This window comes from Streptomyces sp. CNT372, from assembly GCF_000377145.1.
Map to the genome: position 1 here is coordinate 32,169 of NZ_KB897781.1, position 20,894 is coordinate 53,062.

20 protein-coding genes are annotated in these 20,894 nt (G+C 73.9%); 6 read left to right on the forward strand and 14 right to left on the reverse strand.

The window, feature by feature from the left end:
- Nucleotides 1-44 precede the first annotated feature (44 nt).
- A complete protein-coding gene (locus C593_RS0112975; protein WP_026277639.1) occupies nucleotides 45-1,046 on the forward strand; it encodes a TIGR00341 family protein in 1,002 nt (333 codons plus the stop codon).
- A gap of 80 nt (nucleotides 1,047-1,126) precedes the next feature.
- On the opposite strand, the gene C593_RS0112980 is transcribed toward C593_RS0112975, so the two are convergent.
- From C593_RS0112980 to C593_RS0113010, 7 genes are all read right to left on the reverse strand, one after another.
- Nucleotides 1,127-2,173: a PP2C family protein-serine/threonine phosphatase gene (locus C593_RS0112980; RefSeq protein ID WP_018847719.1), complete on the reverse strand. Its 1,047-nt coding sequence runs from the start codon at nucleotides 2,171-2,173 to the stop codon at nucleotides 1,127-1,129.
- 333 nt (nucleotides 2,174-2,506) lie between these two features.
- On the reverse strand, nucleotides 2,507-3,079 hold the full coding sequence (locus C593_RS0112985; protein ID WP_018847720.1) for a hypothetical protein: 573 nt from the start codon (nucleotides 3,077-3,079) through the stop codon (nucleotides 2,507-2,509).
- Entirely contained in the window at nucleotides 3,076-4,242 is a 1,167-nt protein-coding gene (locus C593_RS0112990) for an ROK family glucokinase (protein WP_018847721.1), read from the reverse strand. The genes C593_RS0112985 and C593_RS0112990 overlap by 4 nt, the downstream gene beginning before the upstream one ends.
- A gap of 128 nt (nucleotides 4,243-4,370) precedes the next feature.
- Nucleotides 4,371-5,294, reverse strand: a complete 924-nt coding sequence (locus tag C593_RS0112995) for a sugar ABC transporter ATP-binding protein (RefSeq protein WP_018847722.1) — start codon at nucleotides 5,292-5,294, stop codon at nucleotides 4,371-4,373.
- The gene (locus tag C593_RS0113000; protein WP_018847723.1) at nucleotides 5,291-6,424 is read right to left on the reverse strand and encodes an ABC transporter permease; all 1,134 of its coding nucleotides are present in this window, start codon (nucleotides 6,422-6,424) and stop codon (nucleotides 5,291-5,293) included. The genes C593_RS0112995 and C593_RS0113000 overlap by 4 nt, the downstream gene beginning before the upstream one ends.
- Nucleotides 6,421-7,437: a sugar ABC transporter substrate-binding protein gene (locus tag C593_RS0113005; RefSeq protein WP_078521468.1), complete on the reverse strand. Its 1,017-nt coding sequence runs from the start codon at nucleotides 7,435-7,437 to the stop codon at nucleotides 6,421-6,423. The genes C593_RS0113000 and C593_RS0113005 overlap by 4 nt, the downstream gene beginning before the upstream one ends.
- 382 nt (nucleotides 7,438-7,819) lie before the next feature.
- Complete coding sequence (locus tag C593_RS0113010; protein ID WP_018847725.1) at nucleotides 7,820-8,215, reverse strand: cupin domain-containing protein; 396 nt, start codon at nucleotides 8,213-8,215, stop codon at nucleotides 7,820-7,822.
- Between the two features lie 52 nt (nucleotides 8,216-8,267).
- Between C593_RS0113010 and C593_RS0113015 the strand changes: the two genes are divergently transcribed.
- Nucleotides 8,268-9,296, forward strand: a complete 1,029-nt coding sequence (locus C593_RS0113015) for a helix-turn-helix domain-containing protein (RefSeq protein ID WP_078521470.1) — start codon at nucleotides 8,268-8,270, stop codon at nucleotides 9,294-9,296.
- Nucleotides 9,297-9,381: 85 nt separating this feature from the next.
- Here the strand turns inward: C593_RS0113015 and C593_RS0113020 are convergent, their stop codons facing one another.
- Nucleotides 9,382-10,152 (reverse strand): GntR family transcriptional regulator, encoded by a 771-nt coding sequence (locus C593_RS0113020; protein WP_018847727.1) that lies wholly within the window; start codon nucleotides 10,150-10,152, stop codon nucleotides 9,382-9,384.
- 133 nt (nucleotides 10,153-10,285) lie between these two features.
- Here C593_RS0113020 and C593_RS0113025 point away from each other — a divergent pair, with 133 nt between their 5' ends.
- A complete protein-coding gene (locus C593_RS0113025) occupies nucleotides 10,286-11,290 on the forward strand; it encodes a Gfo/Idh/MocA family protein (protein WP_018847728.1) in 1,005 nt (334 codons plus the stop codon).
- Between the two features lie 30 nt (nucleotides 11,291-11,320).
- On the opposite strand, the gene C593_RS33730 is transcribed toward C593_RS0113025, so the two are convergent.
- Genes C593_RS33730 through C593_RS0113040 form a run of 3 tightly spaced genes read right to left on the reverse strand, consistent with a single transcriptional unit; the run spans nucleotide 11,321 to nucleotide 14,547 of the window.
- On the reverse strand, nucleotides 11,321-12,619 hold the full coding sequence (locus tag C593_RS33730) for a cytochrome P450 (RefSeq protein ID WP_018847729.1): 1,299 nt from the start codon (nucleotides 12,617-12,619) through the stop codon (nucleotides 11,321-11,323).
- A 9-nt stretch (nucleotides 12,620-12,628) separates the two neighbouring features.
- Nucleotides 12,629-13,309 (reverse strand): response regulator transcription factor, encoded by a 681-nt coding sequence (locus C593_RS0113035; protein ID WP_037745772.1) that lies wholly within the window; start codon nucleotides 13,307-13,309, stop codon nucleotides 12,629-12,631.
- Nucleotides 13,306-14,547 carry a histidine kinase gene (locus C593_RS0113040; RefSeq protein WP_018847731.1) on the reverse strand — a complete coding sequence of 414 codons (1,242 nt, stop codon included), beginning with the start codon at nucleotides 14,545-14,547 and terminating at the stop codon, nucleotides 13,306-13,308. The genes C593_RS0113035 and C593_RS0113040 overlap by 4 nt, the downstream gene beginning before the upstream one ends.
- A gap of 145 nt (nucleotides 14,548-14,692) precedes the next feature.
- Between C593_RS0113040 and C593_RS0113045 the strand changes: the two genes are divergently transcribed.
- Together C593_RS0113045 and C593_RS0113050 are read left to right on the forward strand one after the other, a co-directional pair.
- Nucleotides 14,693-14,896: a hypothetical protein gene (locus tag C593_RS0113045; RefSeq protein ID WP_018847732.1), complete on the forward strand. Its 204-nt coding sequence runs from the start codon at nucleotides 14,693-14,695 to the stop codon at nucleotides 14,894-14,896.
- Nucleotides 14,897-14,968: 72 nt separating this feature from the next.
- Nucleotides 14,969-15,796 carry a M55 family metallopeptidase gene (locus C593_RS0113050; RefSeq protein WP_026277643.1) on the forward strand — a complete coding sequence of 276 codons (828 nt, stop codon included), beginning with the start codon at nucleotides 14,969-14,971 and terminating at the stop codon, nucleotides 15,794-15,796.
- A 193-nt stretch (nucleotides 15,797-15,989) separates the two neighbouring features.
- Here the strand turns inward: C593_RS0113050 and C593_RS0113055 are convergent, their stop codons facing one another.
- The 3 genes from C593_RS0113055 to allB all read right to left on the reverse strand — a co-directional run bounded on the left by C593_RS0113055 (nucleotide 15,990) and on the right by allB (nucleotide 19,439).
- Nucleotides 15,990-16,607 (reverse strand): dihydrofolate reductase family protein, encoded by a 618-nt coding sequence (locus C593_RS0113055; protein ID WP_018847734.1) that lies wholly within the window; start codon nucleotides 16,605-16,607, stop codon nucleotides 15,990-15,992.
- Nucleotides 16,608-16,954: 347 nt separating this feature from the next.
- Nucleotides 16,955-18,106 carry an allantoicase gene (gene alc / locus C593_RS0113060; protein WP_018847735.1) on the reverse strand — a complete coding sequence of 384 codons (1,152 nt, stop codon included), beginning with the start codon at nucleotides 18,104-18,106 and terminating at the stop codon, nucleotides 16,955-16,957.
- Nucleotides 18,107-18,110: 4 nt separating this feature from the next.
- The gene (gene allB, locus C593_RS0113065; RefSeq protein WP_026277645.1) at nucleotides 18,111-19,439 is read right to left on the reverse strand and encodes an allantoinase AllB; all 1,329 of its coding nucleotides are present in this window, start codon (nucleotides 19,437-19,439) and stop codon (nucleotides 18,111-18,113) included.
- Between the two features lie 419 nt (nucleotides 19,440-19,858).
- On the opposite strand from allB, the gene C593_RS0113070 reads away from it, so the two are divergent.
- On the forward strand, nucleotides 19,859-20,668 hold the full coding sequence (locus C593_RS0113070) for an IclR family transcriptional regulator (protein WP_018847737.1): 810 nt from the start codon (nucleotides 19,859-19,861) through the stop codon (nucleotides 20,666-20,668).
- The last annotated feature ends 226 nt before the right edge of the window (nucleotides 20,669-20,894 follow it).

Below are 20,894 nucleotides of genomic sequence, written 5' to 3' on the forward strand. Positions count from 1 at the left end.
TGTCCTGTCCGCCGCCACCCTGCCGCTCGTGGTTGGTTGAAGGCATGCTCAGCCGTGTTCGCGCTCTTGTGCTGCCCGCCTCCCAGCGCCGCTCGCTGGACGAACTGGCGGAGGATCTGGATCTGTCCTCCGGGGACTCCAGGTCCAAACGGTCGGCCTTCTGGATCATGCTGACCCTGTCCTCGGTCATCGCGACCGGCGGGGTGCTGACCGACTCCACCGCCACCGTCATCGGCGCGATGATCATCGCGCCGCTCTCGACTCCGATCATGGGGATCGCCCTGGGCTCGGTCCAGCAGCGGCGGACCGGGTCGGTCAAGGTCGTCCTGGCCGCCGCCCTCCTGGTGATCGCGGTCGGCGGCCTCTTCTCCCTCCTGCTCCCCAGTGACTACGACCTGCTCTCCAACAGCCAGATCTCGTCCCGCACCTCTCCGGGGCTGATGGATCTGGTCGCCGCCCTCGCGACCGGCTTCGCCGGTTCCGTGGCACTCGCCCGCCGGGACGTCGGCGCCGTGCTGCCCGGGGTCGCGATCGCCATCTCCCTCGTCCCGCCGCTGGTGGTGGTCGGTGTCTGCCTGGCGAACCTGGCAGGCTGGTTCGCCCTGGGCGCGCTGGTGCTGTTCGTGTCCAACTTCTTCGCCCTGGTCTTCGGCGGTGTGGTGACCTTCGGGGCGCTCAGCTACGGCTCCCGCACCGACCGGGCCGCCGGCCGGCCCGGGCGCCGCGCCTACAGCGCCCTGGCGCTGCTGTTCCTCGTCGTGGTCGTCCCGCTGTCGGCCAACACGGCACTGACCTTCCTGGTCGACACCTGGACCAAACGGACCAAGGACGCGGCCGAGCAGTGGCTCGCGGACTCGCCCGGCGCCTCGGTCACCAGTGTCGAGGCGGTGTCCCGGACGATGCGGATCCACGTCCGCTCCCCCGACGACCTGCCGCCGGTGCGATCCCTGCTCGACAGTCTGGAGGGCCGGATCCCGAACGGCGTCCCGGTCGTGGTGGACAGCGACCGCGGCCGGCGCATCGAGGCCGGGACCGTCGGCGGCTGAACCGTGGCAGCAGGGCAGCGAGGCGTCAGAGCGGCGGAACCGGGGAAAGCCGAGGACGGCTGCCGGGGGCCGGCCGGGCGTCAGGTCCGGTGGAGCATCAGCAGGGCCGTGTCGTCCTGCGGGGGGCCGTCGGCGTGCTGGAGAAGATCGTGGCGCAGCGTCCGCAGCGCTGTCTCCGGGTCGCGGCCCCTGAGCAGGTGGGCGCGTTCGGCGAGCGGGTAGAAACGGCCCTCGGCGTCACGTGCCTCGGTGAGGCCGTCGGTGTAGAGCAGAAGATCGTCGCCGGGAAGGAAGCCGGCGCGGTACGGCTGCGGCGGAGCCGTGTCGTGGCCGGCCAGGCCGAGCGGCAGGGCGTAGGAGTCCGGCTCGGGCCAGACCAGGGTGCCGTCCGGGCGCATGAGCAGCGGCGGCGGATGGCCGTAGTTGACGAACGTGACCTCACCGTCGGCCACCTCGGCCAGGACGGCGGTGACGAACTTCTCGCCGTCCAGCTGCCGCTCGACGGCGCGCTCCAGTCTGGTCCCCACGGCCACGAGGTCGGCCTCGTCGAGGCACGCCTCTCGGAAGGCCCCCAGGACGACGGCCGCCGTCTCCACGGCTTCCAGCCCTTTGCCCTGGACATCGCCCACGATCGCCCGCACCCCGTGCGGTGAGGCGACGACTTCGTAGAGGTCGCCGCCGATGTGTGCCTCGGCGACGGCGGACATGTAGCTGACGGCCAGTCGGACACCGCCGGCCGAACGCGGAACCGGTTTCAGCAGCGCCCGCTGCGCGGCCTCGGCGATGGAGCGCACATGGTCCAGCTCCGCCTCCCGCTGCCGGCGCAGGGACACCGCGAGAAGCCCCGCCGCGGTGACACCCAGGACGGAGACGACGCTCATCCAGCCGCGGGGCGTGTGGAGCAGGTCGTTGTACCAGGCGAGAGCGGCGCACAGCAGCAGCGCGATCCCGCCGACGCCCGCGGTGCGCCGCCAGCCGCCCACGAGGGGGGCGAACGCGGGCCCCAGGGACAGCAGTGGCAGGAACACGACCGCGGGACCGCCCACGAGGTCGGCCACGGTGACGACGGCCATGACGAGGAACGGCAGTGCGGACAGCAGAGTGGCCCGGTGATCCTCCGGCCTCATGCCGCGTCCCCTTCCCTTGCCACGGCCGGATCCTCGTCCGCACCGGCAGCCTCCGGCCCGGGCCTCCGGTTGTGCGGACCCGCCCCGGCATACGGGAAAGGGGGCCACCATCGGCCGGTTTCCCGTCCCGGGTCACGATATGTGTCCGGAGCCCCGCAGTCTCGCTCCGGCGGGGCCGAGGTCCGGCCCCGCGCATGTGGGACGGCCGCCGGCCCGGCCGCCGGCGGGAGCCGACGCCCGCTCGGGCGGTGCGGGCGCGGTCGCCGGGCGTGCCCGCGGGGCGCGAAGGGGCACCGCTCCGGCGGCTGCGGCACGGACGGCTGTGGCCCGCGGCTACGGTGTGGCGGCCGAGACCACGTAGACCCAGGGCTTGAGCGGTTCGGTCAGGTCGACGGTGATGTCCTGTCGGGGCCTGGGGGCCTTGTTGGTGTGGGTCGTGCCGGCCCAGTCGCGGCCGGGGAGGGCGAAGTTCCAGCCGACCGTGCGGGCGTCGCGCTCGCCGATGGTGACCTTGCCGCCCTTGAGGGCGGCCCGGTCGGTGCCGACGTCCTCGAGGAACTCGTCCAGGCCGTCGGGCGTGGTGCGGAACTGGACGTAGAGCCGGCTGGTCTTCCAGTTGCTGGTCTCGTAATAGCCGACCCGCCAGGAGCCCTCCGGGATCGGCACCTCGAAGATCCGGCGCTTCATCAGGGACGGCCACCGCTCCCGCAGCCCGTCCGCCGAGGACTCGGCCTCCTTGTCGCGCCCGCTGTCGCGGCTCTGCTCGGCGGAGACCAGCAGGTAACCGGCCGGAATGCCGATCAGGAGCACGATGGTGAGCGCGGTGAGGAAGCGTCGCACCAGCATGCGGCGGCGCCCCTCGGGGGGCGGCGGGGTCGGAGCCGGCCGGTGGGTCAGCGTGGTCATGACGGGGGTTCCTGGGTCGGTCGGACGGAGCCGGGGTTGCGCAGGGCCTGCGCGTAGCGCTCGTAGCGTTCGTGCCGCTCCACCCGGCGCCGGTTGGCCCGGCGGAAGCGCCGGGCGACCAGCCGGGCGAGGTCGGCCGCTCCGACCATACCGGCCTCGGGACCGAGCTGGGCCTTGGCGATGCGGGCCTCGGGGCGGTAGCCGCGGCCGGTCAGATGTCGGCGGAAGGCGTCCCGGGCGGGGCCGATCAGCAGGTCGTCGGCCGCGCTCACCCCGCCGCCGATGACGAAGCAGGAGGGGTCCAGGGCGGCGGCCAGATTGGCGATGCCGACACCGAGCCACTGGCCGATGTCCTGGAGGAGTTCCACGCACATCGCGTCGCCCTCACGGGCGAGTTCGGTGATCAGCGGCCCGGTGATGTCCCGGACGTTGCCGCCGACCCGGTCGATGATGCCGTACGCGACCGGGGAGTCCGCGGCGGCCAGCTCCCGGGCCTCGCGGACCAGCGCGTTGCCCGAGCTGTACTGCTCCCAGCAGCCGCGGTTGCCACAGGGGCAGCGGTGTCCGCCCGGCACCACCTGCATATGGCCGAACTCACCCGCGACGCCGTACTTGCCGCGCTTGACCCGGCCGTCCTCCAGGATCGCGCCGCCGATGCCGGTGCCGAGGGTGATCATGACGAGGTGGTCCTCGCCGCGTCCGGCGCCGAAGCGCCACTCGGCCCAGGCGGCGGTGTTGGCGTCGTTGTCGACCAGGACGGGCACCGCGAGGCGGGCGGCAAGGGCGTCGCGCAGGGGCTCGTTGCGCCAGGCCAGATGGGGGGCGAACAGGACGTTGGCCCGGTCGGCGTCGACCCAGCCGGCCGCGCCGATGCCGACCGCGTGCACGTCGTGCCGGTCGGACAGGTCGAGGACCAGCTCGCAGATGGTGTCCTCGACGACCTTGGGGCTCTTGGACTTGTCCGGGGTCTCGGTGCGGACCTTCTCCAGGATGACGCCGTCCGCGTCGACCACCCCGGCCATCACCTTGGTGCCGCCGATGTCGATCCCGACGGTGGGGACCCGGGGCGCGGAGAGGTGCGAGCGCCGCTCCCGGGTGCCGACGGTCCGCAGGACCGTGGCGCGGGCTGCGCCTCGCTGGGTGAAGTCGCGGTACGTGCTCACGTCGTCCCTGCGGGTGGTGGGGGGCCGGGTCCGGTGGGCCGGGGCGGACGGTGCCCGCCGTCGACGATGCTAGTCGGGCGTGTCCCTGCCCGGGGCGGGCCCGGGCAGGGCCCGCCGCACGTCGGCGCTCACCCCTCGGCCGTGTCCGGGCCGCCGAGGTGGGCCGGGGCGGGGGCCCGCTCCAGCTCGTGGCGCAGGTCCTCCAGCTCGCTGCCGCCCGCCATCTGCCGGGTCAGCTCGTCCAGCGTCACCGTCTCCCGGGTGTGTCCCGCCGCCATCGCACCCCGCTTGAGCAGCACGAACCGGTCACCGACGAGATAGGCGTGGTGCGGATTGTGGGTGATCAGGACCACGCCGAGCCCGGCGTCGCGTGCGGCGGCCACGTACTTGAGGACCACCCCGGACTGCTTGACGCCCAGCGCGGCCGTCGGCTCGTCGAGGACCAGCACCTTCGCGCCGAAGTGGACGGCGCGGGCGATGGCCACGCACTGGCGCTCGCCGCCGGAGAGGGTACCGATGGGCTGGTCCACGTCCCGCAGGTCGATGCCCATGCGCAGCAGCTCGGCGCGGGTGGTGGCGCGCATGGTCTCCACGTCCAGGCGCCGGAAGGGGCCCCTGCCCCTGGTCGGCTCGGAGCCGAGGAAGAAGTTCCGCCACACCGGCATCAGGGGCACCACGGCCAGGTCCTGGTAGACGGTGGCGATCCCCCGGTTCAGCGCCTCGCGCGGGTTGCCGAGAAAGACCTCCTCGCCCTCGATCCGGAAGCTGCCCGCGTCGTGCCGGTGCAGCCCCGCGATGATCTTGATGAGGGTGGACTTGCCCGCGCCGTTGTCGCCGAGGACGCAGGTGATCTGGCCGGCGGAGACGGAGAGGGAGACGCCCTCCAGGGCGCGGATGTTGCCGTAGTACTTGCTGACGTCGTCCAGCTCGACCAGGGGCACGGCCGGGCCGGCGCCGCCCGGGCCCTCGCCTGTCGCCTTGCTCTCGCCCGTGGCCCTGTCTGCGCCCGTGGCCCTGTCCTCGCCCGTCGCCTTGTTCTCGTCGGTCGTCATCGTGTCGCCTCCGCCCGCTTGCGGACCCATGCGTTCAGCAGGGCGGCCAGCAGCAGCATCGCTCCCAGGAAGAACTTGAACCACTCCGGGTCCCACTCCGCGTAGACGATGCCCTTGCTCGTCATGCCGAAGATGAACGCGCCGACGGCCGCGCCGATCGCGGAACCGTAGCCGCCGGTGATCAGGCAGCCGCCGATGACCGCCGCAACGATGTAGATCAGCTCGTTGCCGACGCCCTCGCCGGACTGCACCACGTCGTAGGAGAACAGCAGGTGCTGGCCGGAGATCCAGGCGCCGAAGGCGACGCCCATGTAGAGGAGGATCTTGGTCCGGCCGACCGGGACGCCGACCGCGCGGGCCGCCTCCGCGCCGCCGCCGACCGCGAAGATCCAGTTGCCGAAGCGGGTGCGCAGCAGGATCCACGTGGCCACGGCGATCAGCACGGCCCACCACAGGATGGTGGACTTCACCGTCGCGCCGAACAGGGGCGTCTCGGCGAACACCGTGCGGGCGGAGGGGAAGCCCTCCATGTCGGCGATCGACTTGGTGGAGACGGTGCCGCTGATCAGCTTGGTGAAGCCCAGGTTCAGACCGGTCAGCATCAGGAAGGTGCCCAGCGTGATGATGAAGCTGGGCAGCCCGGTGCGGGTGAGCATGAAGCCGTTGAACGCGCCGATGGCCAGGGTGACCAGCAGCGAGACGCCCGCGCCGACCCAGACGTTCGCGGTCATCTGATAGCTGAACATCGAGGAGACCAGCGCGGAGCTGGTCACCAGCACACCGGCCGAGAGGTCGAACTCGCCGCCGATCATCAGCAGCGCCACCGGCACGGCCATCACACCGAGCGTGGAGGCCGCGTAGAGGACGGTGTTCAGGCTGGACGGCTGGAGGAAGGAGTCGGCGACCAGCGAGAAGAAGACGAACACGGCCAGGGCTCCGACGACCGATCCCAGCTCGGGACGGCCCATCAGGCGCCGCAGCAGCGAGGTGCGCAGCAGCCGTTCGTCGCCCGCGCCGGGTCCGCCGCCGGGCGCGGACGCCTGACCGGGGGCGTTGCCGGGGGCTCCGGGCGGGCCGGGGGTTCCCGGGCCGGGGGTGGCGGAAGCCGCCGGGGAGGCCGCCTCGCTCATCGGGTCCCCCGGTCCGTGTACTCCCTGAGCGCGCCCGCGTCCTTCTCGGTGATGATCTGCGGCCCGGTAAGGACGGGCAGACCGCCGCCGAGGACGTCCGCGTTGTACTTGTAGAGCCACAGCAGGTCGACGGCCTCGTAGCCCTGGAGGTAGGGCTGCTGGTCGACGGCGAAGCCCAGGGTCCTGTCCGCGAGACCGGCCGCGACCTTGGCGTTCAGGTCGAAGGTGCCGACCTCGGCCCGGGACCCGGCGGACTTCTTCGCCTGCACGGCCGCGTCGGCGAAGGGGGCCCCGAGGGTGACCACCGCGTCGATGGAGTCGTCGGTCTGGAGCTTGGCCTCGATGGACGCCTGGACGTCGGGCATGTTGGTGCCGTCGACGTACAGGTTCTGCATGTCCCCGCCGAAGGTCTCGGCGGCCCCGGCGCAGCGCTGCTCGTGGCCGACGTTGCCCTGCTCGTGCAGGACGCACAGGGCCTTCTTGCGGCCCCGGTCGTTCAGCTCCTCGCCGACGGCCTCGCCGGCCACGGACTCGTCCTGGCCGATGTGGGTGAGGGCGCCGAAGCTCTTGGACTGCTCGGAGCCGGAGTTCACCGTGACCACGGGGATGCCCGCCTCGACCGCCTTGGCGACGACGCCCTTCATGGCGTCGGGCTTGGCGAGGGTGACGATGAGGGCGTCGACCTTCTTGGCGATGTAGGAGTCGACGAGCTGGGCCTGCTGCTGGCCCTCGTCGCTGTGCGCGTAGAGGAAGTTGATGTTGTCCTTGGCGGCCGCCTCCTTGGCGCCGCGCTGGACGATGTCCCAGAAGGTGTCGCCGTCCCCGGAGTGGGTGACCATCGCGAAGGTCCAGCGCGGGGTGGTGACCGCGGCCTTGCCCCGGGCGTTCTCCGCGGCCTTGCGCGCGTCCTCGGCGCGCTTGCCGCCGGTGCTGCTGCATCCGGCGAGCGTGGCCGCGAGCACCACCGCCAGCAGCGCGCCCACTGCGCGTACACCTGTTCCTGCCCGTACCACGAAGCCGTGCCCTTCTCGCTGTGCCGTCCGGTCCGGCCGGGATGCGGCGGTCCGGGCCCTCGGACCCGGACCGGACCCCTGCCCGGCCGCCCAAGTATCCGTCACGCCCTCCGTCCGGGCAGGTGGCGGGGTGGGGCAGGAGCGCGGGGCGGGGTTCGAGCCGGGGGCGGGGCCGGGGGGCGGGCCGGGGGTTCTGCGGCGGCTTCGCCGGGGGAATCGCATGGGTGTGTCCGCCTCCTGTCCCGGGCCGCCGGGTTGCGGCTGGGAGCGTTTCTACGGCGGGGGCGCGGGGGCGTCAAGGGTTTGTCCGAACATTCTGACCGGGCCCCGAGAGTCGGGTCCCCGGGAGTGGGGATCTCCGGCTCGGGCGGCCGGAGACGGCTCAGGTGTCGAGCGCGTGTCCGGTCGTCGCGTCCACATGGTCCGGGATCTCGTCGTGGCGGTCGCCCACGGTCGGTGTCCCGGTGGGCTCGAACAGGAGGATCGCGGCGCCGGACGGGGCGTACGGCCGGTGCTCCGTACCGCGTGTGACGGTGAAGACGGAGCCCCGGGGGAGCAGGACCGTGCGCTCCCCGCCGGGCTCGCGCAGGGAGATCCGCAGCTCTCCGTCGAGGACCAGGAAGAACTCGTCGGTGTCGTCGTGGACGTGCCAGACGTGGTCGCCCTCGACCTTGGCGAGGCGGACGTCGTAGTCGTTGACACGCGTGACGATGCGGGGGCTCCACAGGGCTTCGAAGGAGGCGAGGGCCGTGGCGAGGGAGATGGGTTCATTGCTCACGGGCTCATCCTGGGCCGTGCCCCGGGGTCCCGGGGAGTGCCAGGAATCGCATATGGCGAAAGATTCCTCGCATCCCCACGCGGATGCGGATGCGGATGGGCGTCCCGTCGCGGGCGCGGCCGCTGGCCCGCACCGGGTCGTCGTGATCGTGGACGAGAACTCCAACCCCTTCGAACTCGGCTGCGCGACCGAGATCTTCGGCCTGCGGCGGCCGGAGCTCGGTCGTGACCTCTACGACTTCCGGCTCTGCTCCCCCGAGCCCCGCACCCTGATGCGGGACGGGTTCTTCACGCTCACGGGGGTCGCGGGCCTGGAGGCGGCCGAGACGGCGGACACCCTGATCGTCCCCAACCGCCCGGACACCGAGGTGCCCCGCCGCCCGGCCGTGCTCGACGCCGTCCGCCGGGCGCACGCCCGGGGCGCGCGCCTGATCGGCTTCTGCAGCGGTGCCTTCACCCTGGCCGAGGCCGGTGTCCTCGACGGCCGCCGGGCCACCGCGCACTGGCAGTGGGCCAACTCCTTCCGGGCCCGCTTCCCCGCCGTCGACCTCGCGGCGGACGCGCTGTTCGTGGACGACGGCGACATCCTCACCGCGGCGGGCAGCGCGGCCGCCCTCGATCTCGGGCTCCATGTGGTCCGGCGCGATTACGGCGCGGAGGTCGCGGGCTCCGTCAGCCGCCGCCTGGTCTTCGCCGCGCACCGGGACGGCGGGCAGCGGCAGTTCGTGGAACGCCCGGTTCCCGACGTACCGGACGAGTCCCTGGCCCCGCTCCTGGCCTGGGCACAGGAGCGCCTGGACACCACCCTCACCGTCGCCGCCCTCGCGGCGCGCGCGGCGGTCAGCCCGGCCACCCTCCACCGCCGCTTCCGCGCACAGCTCGGCACCACACCGCTGGCCTGGCTCACCGGCGAACGCCTCGCCCTGGCCTGCCGGCTGATCGAACGCGGCGAGCACCGCCTCGACGTGGTCGCCCACCGCAGCGGCATCGGCACCGCCGCCCACCTGCGCACGCTGATGCGCCGCGAGACGGGCATCTCACCCTCGGCGTACCGGGCGCGGTTCGGACCACGGGCGGGGTGACGGGGGGCCGGCGGGCGGGAGCGGGGGCCGCGCGTCCGGCAGCGGCAGTCCGGGGCCCGCCCGCGGGCCGGCGCCCGCCCGGCGGTCAGGGGCGGACGAGGAGCTGGAACTCGAAGGCGTACCGGGTCGCGCGGTAGACGTGCGCGCCGTACTCGACCGCGCGGCCGGTGTCGTCGAAGGTCGTGCGCGCCATGGTCAGCAGCGGCGCGCCCGGGCGTTCGCCGAGGAGTTCCGCTTCCGGGCCCTCGGCCGCGCGCGCGCCGACCGTCTGGCGGGCGCTGTGCAGGGTGATGCCCGCGCCGCGCATCATCCGGTACAGGCCGGTCGCCTCCAGCCGCTCGGTGCGGCACTCCAGCAGGTGCGCCGGGAGGTGGTTGCGCAGCCGGGCCATGGGCTCCCCGTGGGCGTAGCGCAGCCGCTCGATGCGGCGGACCTCGCTGCCCTCGGCGACGCCGAGCGCGGCGGCGACCTCGGCGTCCGCGGGCTCCACGGCGTTGACCAGGACGGTGGTGGCCGGGCGCTGGCCCGCGGCCTCCAGGTCGTCGTAGAGGCTGCTCAGCTCCAGCGGGCGCCGGACCTGGCTGTGCACCACCTGGGTCCCCACGCCCCTGCGCCGCACCAGCAGTCCCTTGTCGACCAGGGACTGGATGGCCTGGCGGACGGTGGGTCGGGACAGCCCGAGACGCCCGGCCAGCTCGATCTCGTTGCCGAGAAGGCTGCCGGGAGTGAGGGTGCCGTGCTCGATGGCCGATTCCAGCTGCTGGGCGAGCTGGAAGTACAGCGGGACCGGGCTGGTGCGGTCGACGCCGAGGTGGAGCTCCGGGGGATCCGAGCGCTCCGGGGGCTCCGGTGGCACGTCCTTCTCTCGTCTGGGCTGCTTGGACACGAAGGGGAGCGTAGTCCCACGCCATGTTGACGGGAAGTCGCGAGGTTCGGTTGTCAGGACAAATGCTTGACACCGTGGCGGGGCGACCTCCACCTTTGGGGCCATGCGCATCGGACTGATCGGGACCGGCCGTATCGGCAGCTTCCACGCGGGCATCCTGAGCCGCCACCGCGAGGTGGGATCCCTGGTCGTGGCGGACACGGACGCGGCGCGGGCCGTACGGACCGCCGAACGCTACGGGGCCACCGCCGCCCCGAGCGCGAACGAGATCTTCGCCTGGGGCGTGGACGCGGTGGTGATCGCCTCGGCGACCTCCGCGCACGCCGAGCTCATCGGCCGGGCCGCCCGCGCCGGGCTGCCGGCCTTCTGCGAGAAGCCCATCGCCCTGGACCTGGCGGGCACCCTCGCCGCCCTCCGGGACGTCGACGAGGCGGGCACGGTCCTCCAGCTCGGCTTCATGCGCCGCTTCGACGCCGGGTACACGGCCGCCCGGGAGCTGGTCCGCTCCGGGCGCCTCGGCCGGCTGCACACCGTCCGCGCGATCACCTCCGACCCCGCTCCCCCGCCGGCCGACTACCTGCCGCTGTCCGGCGGGCTGTTCCGGGACTGCCTGGTGCACGACTTCGACATCCTGCGCTGGGTGACGGGCCGCGAGATCACCGAGGTGTACGCGACCGGCTCGGACGGCGGCGACCCGATGTTCCGCGAGGCGGGCGACGTGGACACCGCCGCCGCCGTCCTGACCCTGGACGACGGCACCCTCGCCACCGCCACGGCCACCCGGTGCAACGGCGCGGGCTACGACGTGCGCATGGAGCTGTCCGGCGAGCTGGACCAGGTCTCCGTGGGCCTGGACGACCGCACCCCGATCAGTTCCACCGAGCCCAAGGGCATCCCCCCGGTCGACAACCCCTGGCCGGGCTTCATGGAACGCTTCGCCCCGGCGTACGAGGCCGAGCTGGACGCCTTCGTCCGCCTGGTCACGGGCGAGGCGGAGAACCCGTGCGACGGCCGTGAGGCGCTGACCGCGCTGCGCGTCGCGGAGGCGTGCGAACTCTCCCGCCGCGAGCGGCGCCCGGTCCGGCTGGCGGAGATCCCCTCGCAGTAGCGGCCCGCCGGGGCCGGACCGGTGGCCGGTTCACCAGCGCACCGGGAGGCGTTCCACGCCGCGGATCAGCATGCCTCCGCGCCAGGGGAGGGCGGCCGGGTGGGCGTCCAGGCGCAGCTCGGGGCAGCGGGTGAGCAGGGTGGTGATCGCTACGCGGGCCTCCAGACGGGCCAGGGGTGCGCCCAGGCAGTAGTGGAGGCCGTGGCCGAAGGCGAGGTGGCCGCGGGTGTCGCGGCGGATGTCGAAGCGGGACGGGTCCGGGAAGCGGGCGGGGTCGCGGTTGGCGTCGGCGAGGGCTATCAGGAGGAGTTGGCCGCCGCCGGGGACGGTCGTGCCGCCGACCTCGTAGGGGGTGGTGGTGAAGCGGTAGGTGGGTGTCTCGACGGGCCCGTCCCAGCGGAGCATCTCCTCGACCGCGCCGTCGATCAGTGCCGGATCGGCGCGCAGGGCGGCGAGTTGGTCCGGGTGGGTGAGGAGGGCGAGGACGCCGTTGCCGATGAGGTTGACGGTGGTCTCGTGGCCCGCGACCAGGAGCAGCCAGGCCATGCCCATGAGTTCGCCCGGGGTGAGGCGGTCGCCGTCGGCGTCCTCGGCGCCCGGGCCGGCGGAGGCGTCGGGGCCGGCGGAGGCGTCCGGGCCGCCCTCTGCGTCGGGGCCGGCGGAGGCGTCCTCACCGTCCTCACCGTCGTCGCCGTCCGGGCCGGCGGAGGCGTGGATCAGGGCGCTCATCAGGTCGTCGCCGGGCCGGTCGCGCTTCTCCGCGAGGAGCCCGGCGAGATACTGCGTCAACTGGGCCGCGGCCGACTCGCGTTCGGCCCGGTCCGGTGAGGAGAGCGCGGTGCCCGACCAGGCGCGGAAGGAGTCCCGGGCGAGGAAGGGGACGCCGAGCAGCTCGCAGATGACGGTGATCGGCAGCGGGAACGCGAAGGCGTCCACCAGGTCCGCGCGGCCCTGCGGCACCATCCGGTCCAGCAGCTCGTCGGTGATCTCCTGGACGCGGGGCGCCAGGCGCTCCACCCGGCGCATGGTGAACTCCCGTGCCACCAGCTTCCGCAGCCGGGTGTGCAGGGGCGGGTCGGCGCTGAGCATGGTGATACCGGAGGACAGCTGGCGGGCGCCCAGGTCGGGCGCCGCGTTGCGCCACTCCTTGGAGAGCGAGGGGTCCGCGAGTGCGGCGCGCCCCGCCTCGTGTCCGACGACGAGCCAGGCGTCGTGCCCCTCGGGGAGGCGGACGCGGTGGACGGGCCCCCGGGCGCGCAGGGCCTCGTACACGGGGTAGGGGTCGCGGGTGAAGTCCTCGCCGAGGGCGGCGAGATCGACGGCGGTCATCGTCCGACCCTACGGACCGGGCGGGGCCCCGTCATCGTCCGCGAGTCCCGCGTCGTGGACGAGGAGCGCGATCTGGACACGGTTGTTGAGGCCCAACTTGGCCAGGATCCGCGAGACATGGGTCTTCACCGTCGGCACGCTCATGTACAGATCCGACGCGATCTCGGCGTTGGAGCGGCCCCGGCCGACCGCCACGGCGACCTCCCGCTCGCGTTCGGCGAGGGCGTCGAGCCGCCGGGCCGCTGCCGGGCGGCGGGTGTCCCCGGCGCTGCCCGCCGCGTGGGCCATCAGCTGGCGGGTGACGGCGGGCGAGAGCACGGGGTCGCCCGCGGCGACCCGGCGGACGGCGGCGACGATCTCGGCGGGCGGGGTGTCCTTGAGGACGAACCCGGCCGCGCCCGCCCGCATGGCGCGCAGCACCTGCTCGTCGGCGTGGAAGGTGGTCAGCACGACGACCTGGGGCGCGCCGGGCCGGGCGCGCAGTGCCTCGGTGGCGGTCAGACCGTCCGTCACGGGCATCCGGATGTCCATGAGGACGACGTCGGGGGCGAGCCGGTCGACCAGGTCGGGCACCTCGGAGCCGTCCGCCGCCTCCCCCACGATCTCGATGTCCTCGGCGCCGCCGAGCATGAGGGAGAGCCCGGCGCGGACGAGGGGGTCGTCGTCGACGACGATCAGGCGGATGGTCATGGGGGCCACGGTAGCCAGGCCGAGACCCGGAACCCACCGTCGCCGGTCCTGCCGTGCTCCAGGCGCCCGCCCGCGAGGACGGCCCGCTCGGTGAGGCCGATCAGGCCCTGGCCGGATCCGGGGACGCGGGGGACGTCGCCCCGCGGCGGCGGGTTGAGCACCTCCACGGTCAGTCCGTCGCCGGGCCGCCCGCGGAGGGTGATCCGGACCTCCGCGCCGGGGGCGTGCTTGCGGGCGTTGGTCAGGCCCTCCTGGGCGATCCGGTACACGGTCCGGCCGGTCGCGGCGGGCACGGCGGAGGGGTCGTCGATGGTGTCGTCCAGCTCGACGGTCATCCCGGCCTCCCGGGACTCGGCGACCAGCGCGTCCAGGGTGGCGAGGGTGGGCTGGGGCCGGTCCGCGGCGCCCTCGCCCTCGCCGGGGGCGCGGAGGACGCCGATGATCTGGCGCAGGTCCTGGAGGGCCTCGTGGGCGCTGTCGCGGATGACGCCGGCGGCGCGGGCGACCTCGGCGGGCGGGGCGTCCGGCCGGAACTCCAGGGCCCCGGCGTGCACGGAGAGCAGGGTGAGGCGGTGGGCGAGGACGTCGTGCATCTCCCGTGCGATGGCCTCCCGGGCGAGCCGCTGGGCCTGCTCGGCGCGGAGCACGGCCTCCGCCTCGGCCCGGAGGGCGCGCTCGCGCAGGGCGACGTAGAGCTGCCGGCGGGAGCGGACGAGCATGCCCCAGCCGACCACCAGCAGGACGAGGACGAGCCCGGCGATGACGCCGACCAGGTAGGTGGTCGACGGCTCCGGGCGGACAAGAGGCTGCACCACGGCCGTGAGCAGGGCGAGGGCGCCGACGGCGGCGACCGGCCGGAAGGGGCGGTGCACGGCCAGGCTGAACAGGCTGAGCATGGCGGCCCCGCCCGCGACGGGCGAGACGGTGCTCACGACCAGCAGCACCACCGCGAGCCCCACCGGCCAGCGCCGCCGCACCCAGAGCGCGCAGCAGGCGGCGGCGCCGAGGAGCTGGTCCACGAGAACGACGACCTCGGCGTTGCCGGCCTCCTGGGACGCCTCACCGGCGGCCACCCCGATGGCGGCCGCGAGCAGGAAGACGAGGGTGTCCACGACCCAGTCCCGCAGCGTCCGGCGCGGCCGCGCCCCCCGGCGCCCGCCGGGCCGGTGCTCGGCGTCGGGGTCGGGGCTCTCGGCCATGGCGGAGGGCAGCAGCCATGGGTACTCCGTGCGCGTCATGCCGACAACGCTAGGCACCCGGGGGCCGGGCGGGGGGCCACCGGGCCGGACGCGCTACCGAAGTCGCGCGGTCTCAGACTTTCGACACCCCCACCGCACCCGACGACCGACGTGCGCGGACGCCCTCGCGCGCCACGCTCGCCCCATGAAGAAGATCCTCAGCGCCGCGGGCTGCCTCCCGTTCGTCTTCGGCGCGGCGGGCGTGGCCCACGAGTTCGCCGACTGGTTCCGCCTCTGGGGCCTCGTCCACCGCCTCCCGTTCCTCGACGGCCACGAACTCTTCGCGAGCATCGTCCTCGCGGCCACCGGCGCGACGATCATGGTGGCGGCCGACCGGTTGCGGGAGTAGGGGGCGGGGCGGGCGGCCGGCAGGGTCCGACGGTGGCGGCGGGCCCGCCCCGGCCCGTAGGCTCCCCGGCCCATGAGGATCCTGATCTCTGTCGACATGGAGGGCGTCTCGGGGATCGTGCATCCCGCCGAGACCAACGCCGAACGCTTCGACTACGAGCGCGGCCGGGCGCTGATGACGGCGGAGGCGAACGCCGTGGTCGCGGGCGTCCTGGACGCCGAGCCCGGCGCGGAGGTCCTGGTCGCCGACGCGCACGGGACCTTCCGCAACCTGCTGCCGGGGTCCCTGGACCGGCGGGCGCGGCTGGTGCGCGGGCGGCCCCGCTCGCTGGGCATGCTCGCCGGGCTCGACGAGGAGACCGGCGCGGTCCTGTGCGTCGGCTGCCACGCCCGGGCCGGCCAGGGCCCGGCCGTGCTGGCGCACTCGATGAGCGACGGCATCCTCGATGTGCGCCTGGACGGGCTGTCCGTGGGCGAGATCGGGCTGAACGCCGCGATGGCCGGGCACCTGGGCGCACCGGTCGTTTTCCTCAGCGGGGACGACGCCGCGTGCGCGGAGCTGCGGGAACTGGTCCCGGCGGCGGTGACAGTGGCCGTGAAAGAGGCCCTCGGCCAGGGCGCGGCCGTCGCGCTGCACCCCGAGGAGGCCCGGGAGCGGTTGCGCCGGGGCGCCGCCGAGGCGGTCGAACGGCGCGACGCCGTCGCGCCGTTCGTGCTTGCCGGGCCACTGGACGTCGAGGTGGACCTCGCCGCTCCGCACACCGTGGATCTGGCGACGCTGGTCCCGGGAGTCTCCCGTACCGGTGGCGCCCGCACCGTCGCGTTCGCGGCAGCCGACACCGCCGAGGCGTACCGGCTGGTGCTGCTGCTGGTGCAACTCGCCTCGATCCGGCCCGCGTAGCGAGGCGCGACCCGAGCCCGGTCAGGGCCCGGTCAGGATTACCAGATGGCGGGTGGCGCGGATTTTAAGACGTAGCGGTCGACGGCGCCCTCGGTGCCAGTGCCGAAGGAGTCGGGGTCGACGAGGACGACCAGTCCCCCTCGGCCCCTCTCTCCCGATCGACCGTCGCTCCAAAGGCCGTCGCCCCCCGGCGTTACTCCCCCACCGTGCCGAACTGCGGCTGCCCCGCGTACCGGTACGACAGGATCGCGACGCCCTGGGAGGTGGTGCGGCTGCCGGTGAGGGTGAAGGCCGTGGGGGCGGTGCCCGCGCCGAAGAGGCGCATGCCCTTGCCGAGGGCGACCGGGGCGACGATCAGGTGGAGGACGTCCACGAGGTTCTGCTTCAGCAGCTGCCCGAGGAGGGCGCCGCTGCCGTGGACCTGGATCTCGCCCTCGGTGCTCTTCTTGAGCGCGGCGACCTCCTTGACCAGGTCCTCGCGGCCGATGACGGTGGTGCCGGCCCACTCCGGGTTCTCCAGGGTGGTGGAGGCGACGTACTTGGGGAGGGCGTTGAGCTTCCCTGCGACCGGGTCGCCGGGGTCGGTCTGCTTCGGCCAGTAGGAGGCGAAGATCTCGTAGGTGCGCCGGCCGAGGAGGAAGGCGGTGGGGTGGCGGAAGTTCTCGTCGACGAAGGCACCGAAGTCGTCGTCGACGAGCGGGGCCAGCCAGCCGCCGAGGTCGAACCCGCCGGTGGTGTCCTCCTCCGGACCGCCGGGGGCCTGGTAGACGCCGTCGAGGGTGAGGAACAGGGTGGCGCTGAGCTGGGCCATGACGCACCTTCTCTGTCGGAGCCCGTCCGGGGTCGGTCCGGGGCTCGTTGGGGTGGCTCTCGGTACATCAGGGCAGACGGTCGCGGGGGCGGCAACTCATCGGTCCGGGCGGAAGTCGGTCGGTCCGGGCAGAAGTCGGTCGGTCCGGGCGGGCCTCGGTCGGGTCGGGCCCGCAAACCCGGCGGGCCGGGGCGGGGGGCGGACCCGGTGCGGGCATGCACGTGGGGCGCACCGTTGCTGTCGGCCGGTGCGCCCCACGGGGGTGGGAGGGTGTCGTGCCTCCCGGTCCCGGGGCGGAGGGCGGGCTGCCGTCCCGGGAGGTCTCTCGTGCGGAAGGAGTCCCCGGGTCAGCCGCCGAGTTCCTGGTGGCGGGCGGTGAGCCGGGCCGAGCCCTGGGCGGTCAGCGAGCCGAAGAGGCGAAGCCGGGAGATGCCGCCGTCGGGGAAGATGTCGATCCGGACATGGGTGCCGGTGGCCGGCGCGTCCAGGACGAAGCGGTGGTTGGTGTCGGGCTGGAGGCGGGTGCGCGGCAGGATCTCGCGCCACTCGCCGTCCTCGCCGTCGCGTACCGAGAGCGCCGCCCAGCCGGCGCTGTTGCCCTTGAGGTAGGCCGTGTCGATCTCGACCGCGCGGATCTCGGACTGCTCGACGAGGCGGTAGCGGATCCAGTCGTTGCCCTTGTCGCGGCGGCGGCGGGTCTCCCAGCCGTCGTCCATCTTGCGGGAGCGGCCGGGCTGGACGGTGTTGGTGGCCGGGGAGTAGAAGCGGTCGGAGGCGTCCTCGACCTGTCCGCCGTTCTCCAGGGCGACCACGTCGAAGGTGCCGAGCGCGGCGAGCCACGCGGGGTCGGGGGCGACCTCGCCGTGGACGCGCAGCCGGGCGATGCCGCCGTCGGGGTGCTGGTTGACGCGGAGGTGGGTGAAGCGCTGCTCGTTCTCGACGGCGAAGCCATTGGCCGCGTGGCCGCCGACGGCGGTGCGGGGGACGAGGGTCGTCCACTTCACGTCGGCGCCGAGGAGTTCCTCGGGGGACGGCGAGCCGGGTACACAGGCGCCCTCGACGGAGACGGCCTGCGGGTAGTTGCCGCGGAAGTGGGCGGTGTCGACGACGATGCCGCGCACCACGCCCGGGGCGCCGAGGCGGACCAGGGCCCAGTCGTGGTCGTCCTCGGCGGGGTGCGGCACCTCGGCGGAGACGCCCCGGCGGCGGCGGGTCTCCCAGCCGTCCATGACCTTGCCCTTGTGCCCGAAGTGCTCGGGGTCGAAGTGGGCGGCCTCGGGCTTGAGCAGGTTCTCGCGCTCGGCGAAGAACTCGTCGTTGGCGGCGACCACTCCGGCGCCGAGGCGGCGGTCGGCGAGGTCGGCGTACTGCGCGAAGGGGAAGCCGGCCGGGCCCGGGCCGCGGTAGTCGGCGTACGGGTCACCGCCGCCGTAGGGGCTGGCGTCGCCCGTGTAGGACGGGATGCCGGGGGTGGCGGAGGAGGAAGCGGATGCGGACACGGTGTCAGTGGTTCCTTTCCAGCAGTCGGCCCGTCGGCTCGGCCAGGTCGCCGTCGGCCGCGATCCGGACGCCGCGCAGCCAGGTGGAGCGGACCACGCCCGCGAGGGTGCGCCCCGCGTAGGCGGTCACCTGGTTGCGGTGGTGCAGGCGGGCCGGGTCGACGGTGAAGGTCTCGTCCGGCGCGAGGATCGCGAAGTCGGCGTCGCGTCCGGCCTCGATCGCGCCCTTGCGGTGCAGGCCCGCGAGCTTCGCGGGGGCCGTGGACATCCAGCGGGCGACGTCGTCGAGGGTGTGGCCGCGGCGGCGGGCCTCGGTCCAGACGGCGGGCAGGCCGAGCTGGAGGGAGGAGATGCCGCCCCAGGCGGAGGCGAAGTCGGGGGTCTTGAGGTCGGTGGTGCACGGGGAGTGGTCGGAGACGATGCAGTCGATCGTGCCGTCGGCGAGGCCCTGCCAGAGCAGGTCCTGGTTGGCGGCCTCCCGGATCGGCGGGCAGCACTTGAACTCGGTGGCGCCGTCCGGGACCTCCTCGGCGGTGAGGGTCAGGAAGTGGGGGCAGGACTCGACGGTGACGGCGACGCCACGGCGGCGGGCGTCGGCGATCAGCGGCAGGGCGTCGCTGGAGGACAGGTGCAGCACGTGCACCCGGGCGCCCAGCCGCTCGGCCTGCGCGATCAGGTTCCCGATCGCGGTGTTCTCGGCGTCGCGCGGCCGGGAGGCGAGGAAGTCCGCGTACCGGGGGCCCGGCTGCTGGGGGGCGGCGGCGAGGTGGTGCGGGTCCTCGGCGTGCACGATGAGCAGTCCGCCGAAGCCGGCGATCTCGGCGAGGGAGCGGGCGAGCTGCTCCTGGTCGAGTTCCGGGAACTCCTCGACGCCGGAGGGCGAGAGGAAGCACTTGAAGCCGAAGACGCCCGCGTCGTGCAGGGGGCGCAGGTCCTTGACGTTGCCGGGCAGCGCGCCGCCCCAGAAACCGGTGTCCACGTGCGCCTTGGGGCGGGCGACCTCCTGCTTGACGCGCAGGTTCTCCACGGTGGTGGTCGGCGGGAGGGAGTTGAGCGGCATGTCGAGCAGGGTGGTGATCCCGCCGGCCGCGGCGGCGCGGGTGGCGGTCCAGAAGCCCTCCCAGGCGGTGCGGCCGGGGTCGTTGACATGGACGTGGGTGTCGACGAGACCGGGAAGGACGACGTCGTCGCCCGCGTCCACGAGCCGGGCGCCGGCGGGCACGGGGGCGTCGTGGTCCCCGACCTCGGCGATCCGACCGCCGGCGACGGCGATGCTCGCGGGGCGCGTGCCCTCCGGGGTGACGACGCGCGTCGAGCGCAGCACCAGGGTCACGCCAGCCGGCTCCGTCTGCTCGGTCGGCTCCGCCTGCGTCCGTACGGGTTCGGCACCGTCCACCTCGGACACCCGCTCACCTCATCTCTTTCACGTCCCCGGCTCTCCACCGGGCAGAAATTCAACGAACTGTTGAAGCAATCAGGAGTCTTCCCCTCGGGCACACCCTCGTCAAGACCCGCCCGGGGCGCACGGAGCGACTCGCACCCGAATTGGATGTTTCCACAAAGTGGAAGTAGAATTCCGCACAGCGGTTGGGGTGCTTCACCAGAGAAGGCCCCGGAGGCACCCGTGCACCGCGGCGGACACCGGGACAAACAGGCCCTGACCGGCAGATACGGCCGGGCCGGAGCCGTGTGCCCCGGACGTGCGCCCGGTAGGCTGCTGCCTTGCCCTGCCTGCCCGAAAGGACCGCCGACGTGCCGACGTCCAACGCCAGCACCACCGACGCAGCCAAGCCCGCGAACAGCGGCGGCGTGCAGTCCCTGGAGCGCGCCTTCGACCTGCTGGAACGCATGGCCGACGCCGGTGGCGAAGTCGGGCTCAGCGAACTGTCGGCGGCCAGCGGCCTGCCCCTGCCGACCATCCACCGCCTGATGCGCACCCTGGTGGCCTGCGGCTACGTCCGCCAGCAGCCGAACCGGCGCTACGCCCTCGGCCCCCGGCTCATCCGCCTCGGCGAGTCCGCCTCCCGGCTGCTGGGCACCTGGGCCCGCCCGTACCTGGCCCGCCTCGTCGAGGAGACCGGCGAGACGGCGAACATGGCACTCCTCGACGGGGACGAGATCGTGTACGTCGCGCAGGTGCCGTCCAAGCACTCGATGCGGATGTTCACCGAAGTGGGCCGCCGGGTCCTGCCGCACTCCACGGGCGTGGGCAAGGCCCTCCTCGCCCACACGCCGGCCGACGAGGTCCGCGCCCTGCTGGCCCGTACCGGTATGCCGGCGGCGACGGAGAAGACCATCACCACCCCCGAGGGCTTCCTGGCCGCGCTGGAGCAGGTCCGCCGCACGGGGTACGCGGTCGACGACAACGAGCAGGAGATCGGCGTCCGCTGCCTCGCGGTCCCGGTGCCCGACTCCCCCACCGCCGCCGCCGTCTCGATCTCCGGCCCGGCGGGCCGGGTCACCGAGGCGGCGACGGAGAAAATCGTCCCCATCCTCCACGAGGTCGCCCGCGACCTCTCCTCGGCCCTGGCGAACACGGGGGCGGGGCAGGGGCAGGTCTGACGGCGGCGGGATGCGCGAGGCGCGCTTGGCGCGCAGGCGCGGGGCGCGGGCAGGCGTGTGGTGGTGGGGGCCGGCCGCGCGGCCGGGGCCCGGGGACGGCTTGGGTGCCCACCGCCGCCCCCGAAGGGGTCCCCGCGCCGGGGCGCGGACGGAGGACCGGAACCACGGCGTCCGGCTCCGCCGAAGGCCGGGTCGGCCCCCGGCCGGGGCGACGGGCCAAGAAGGG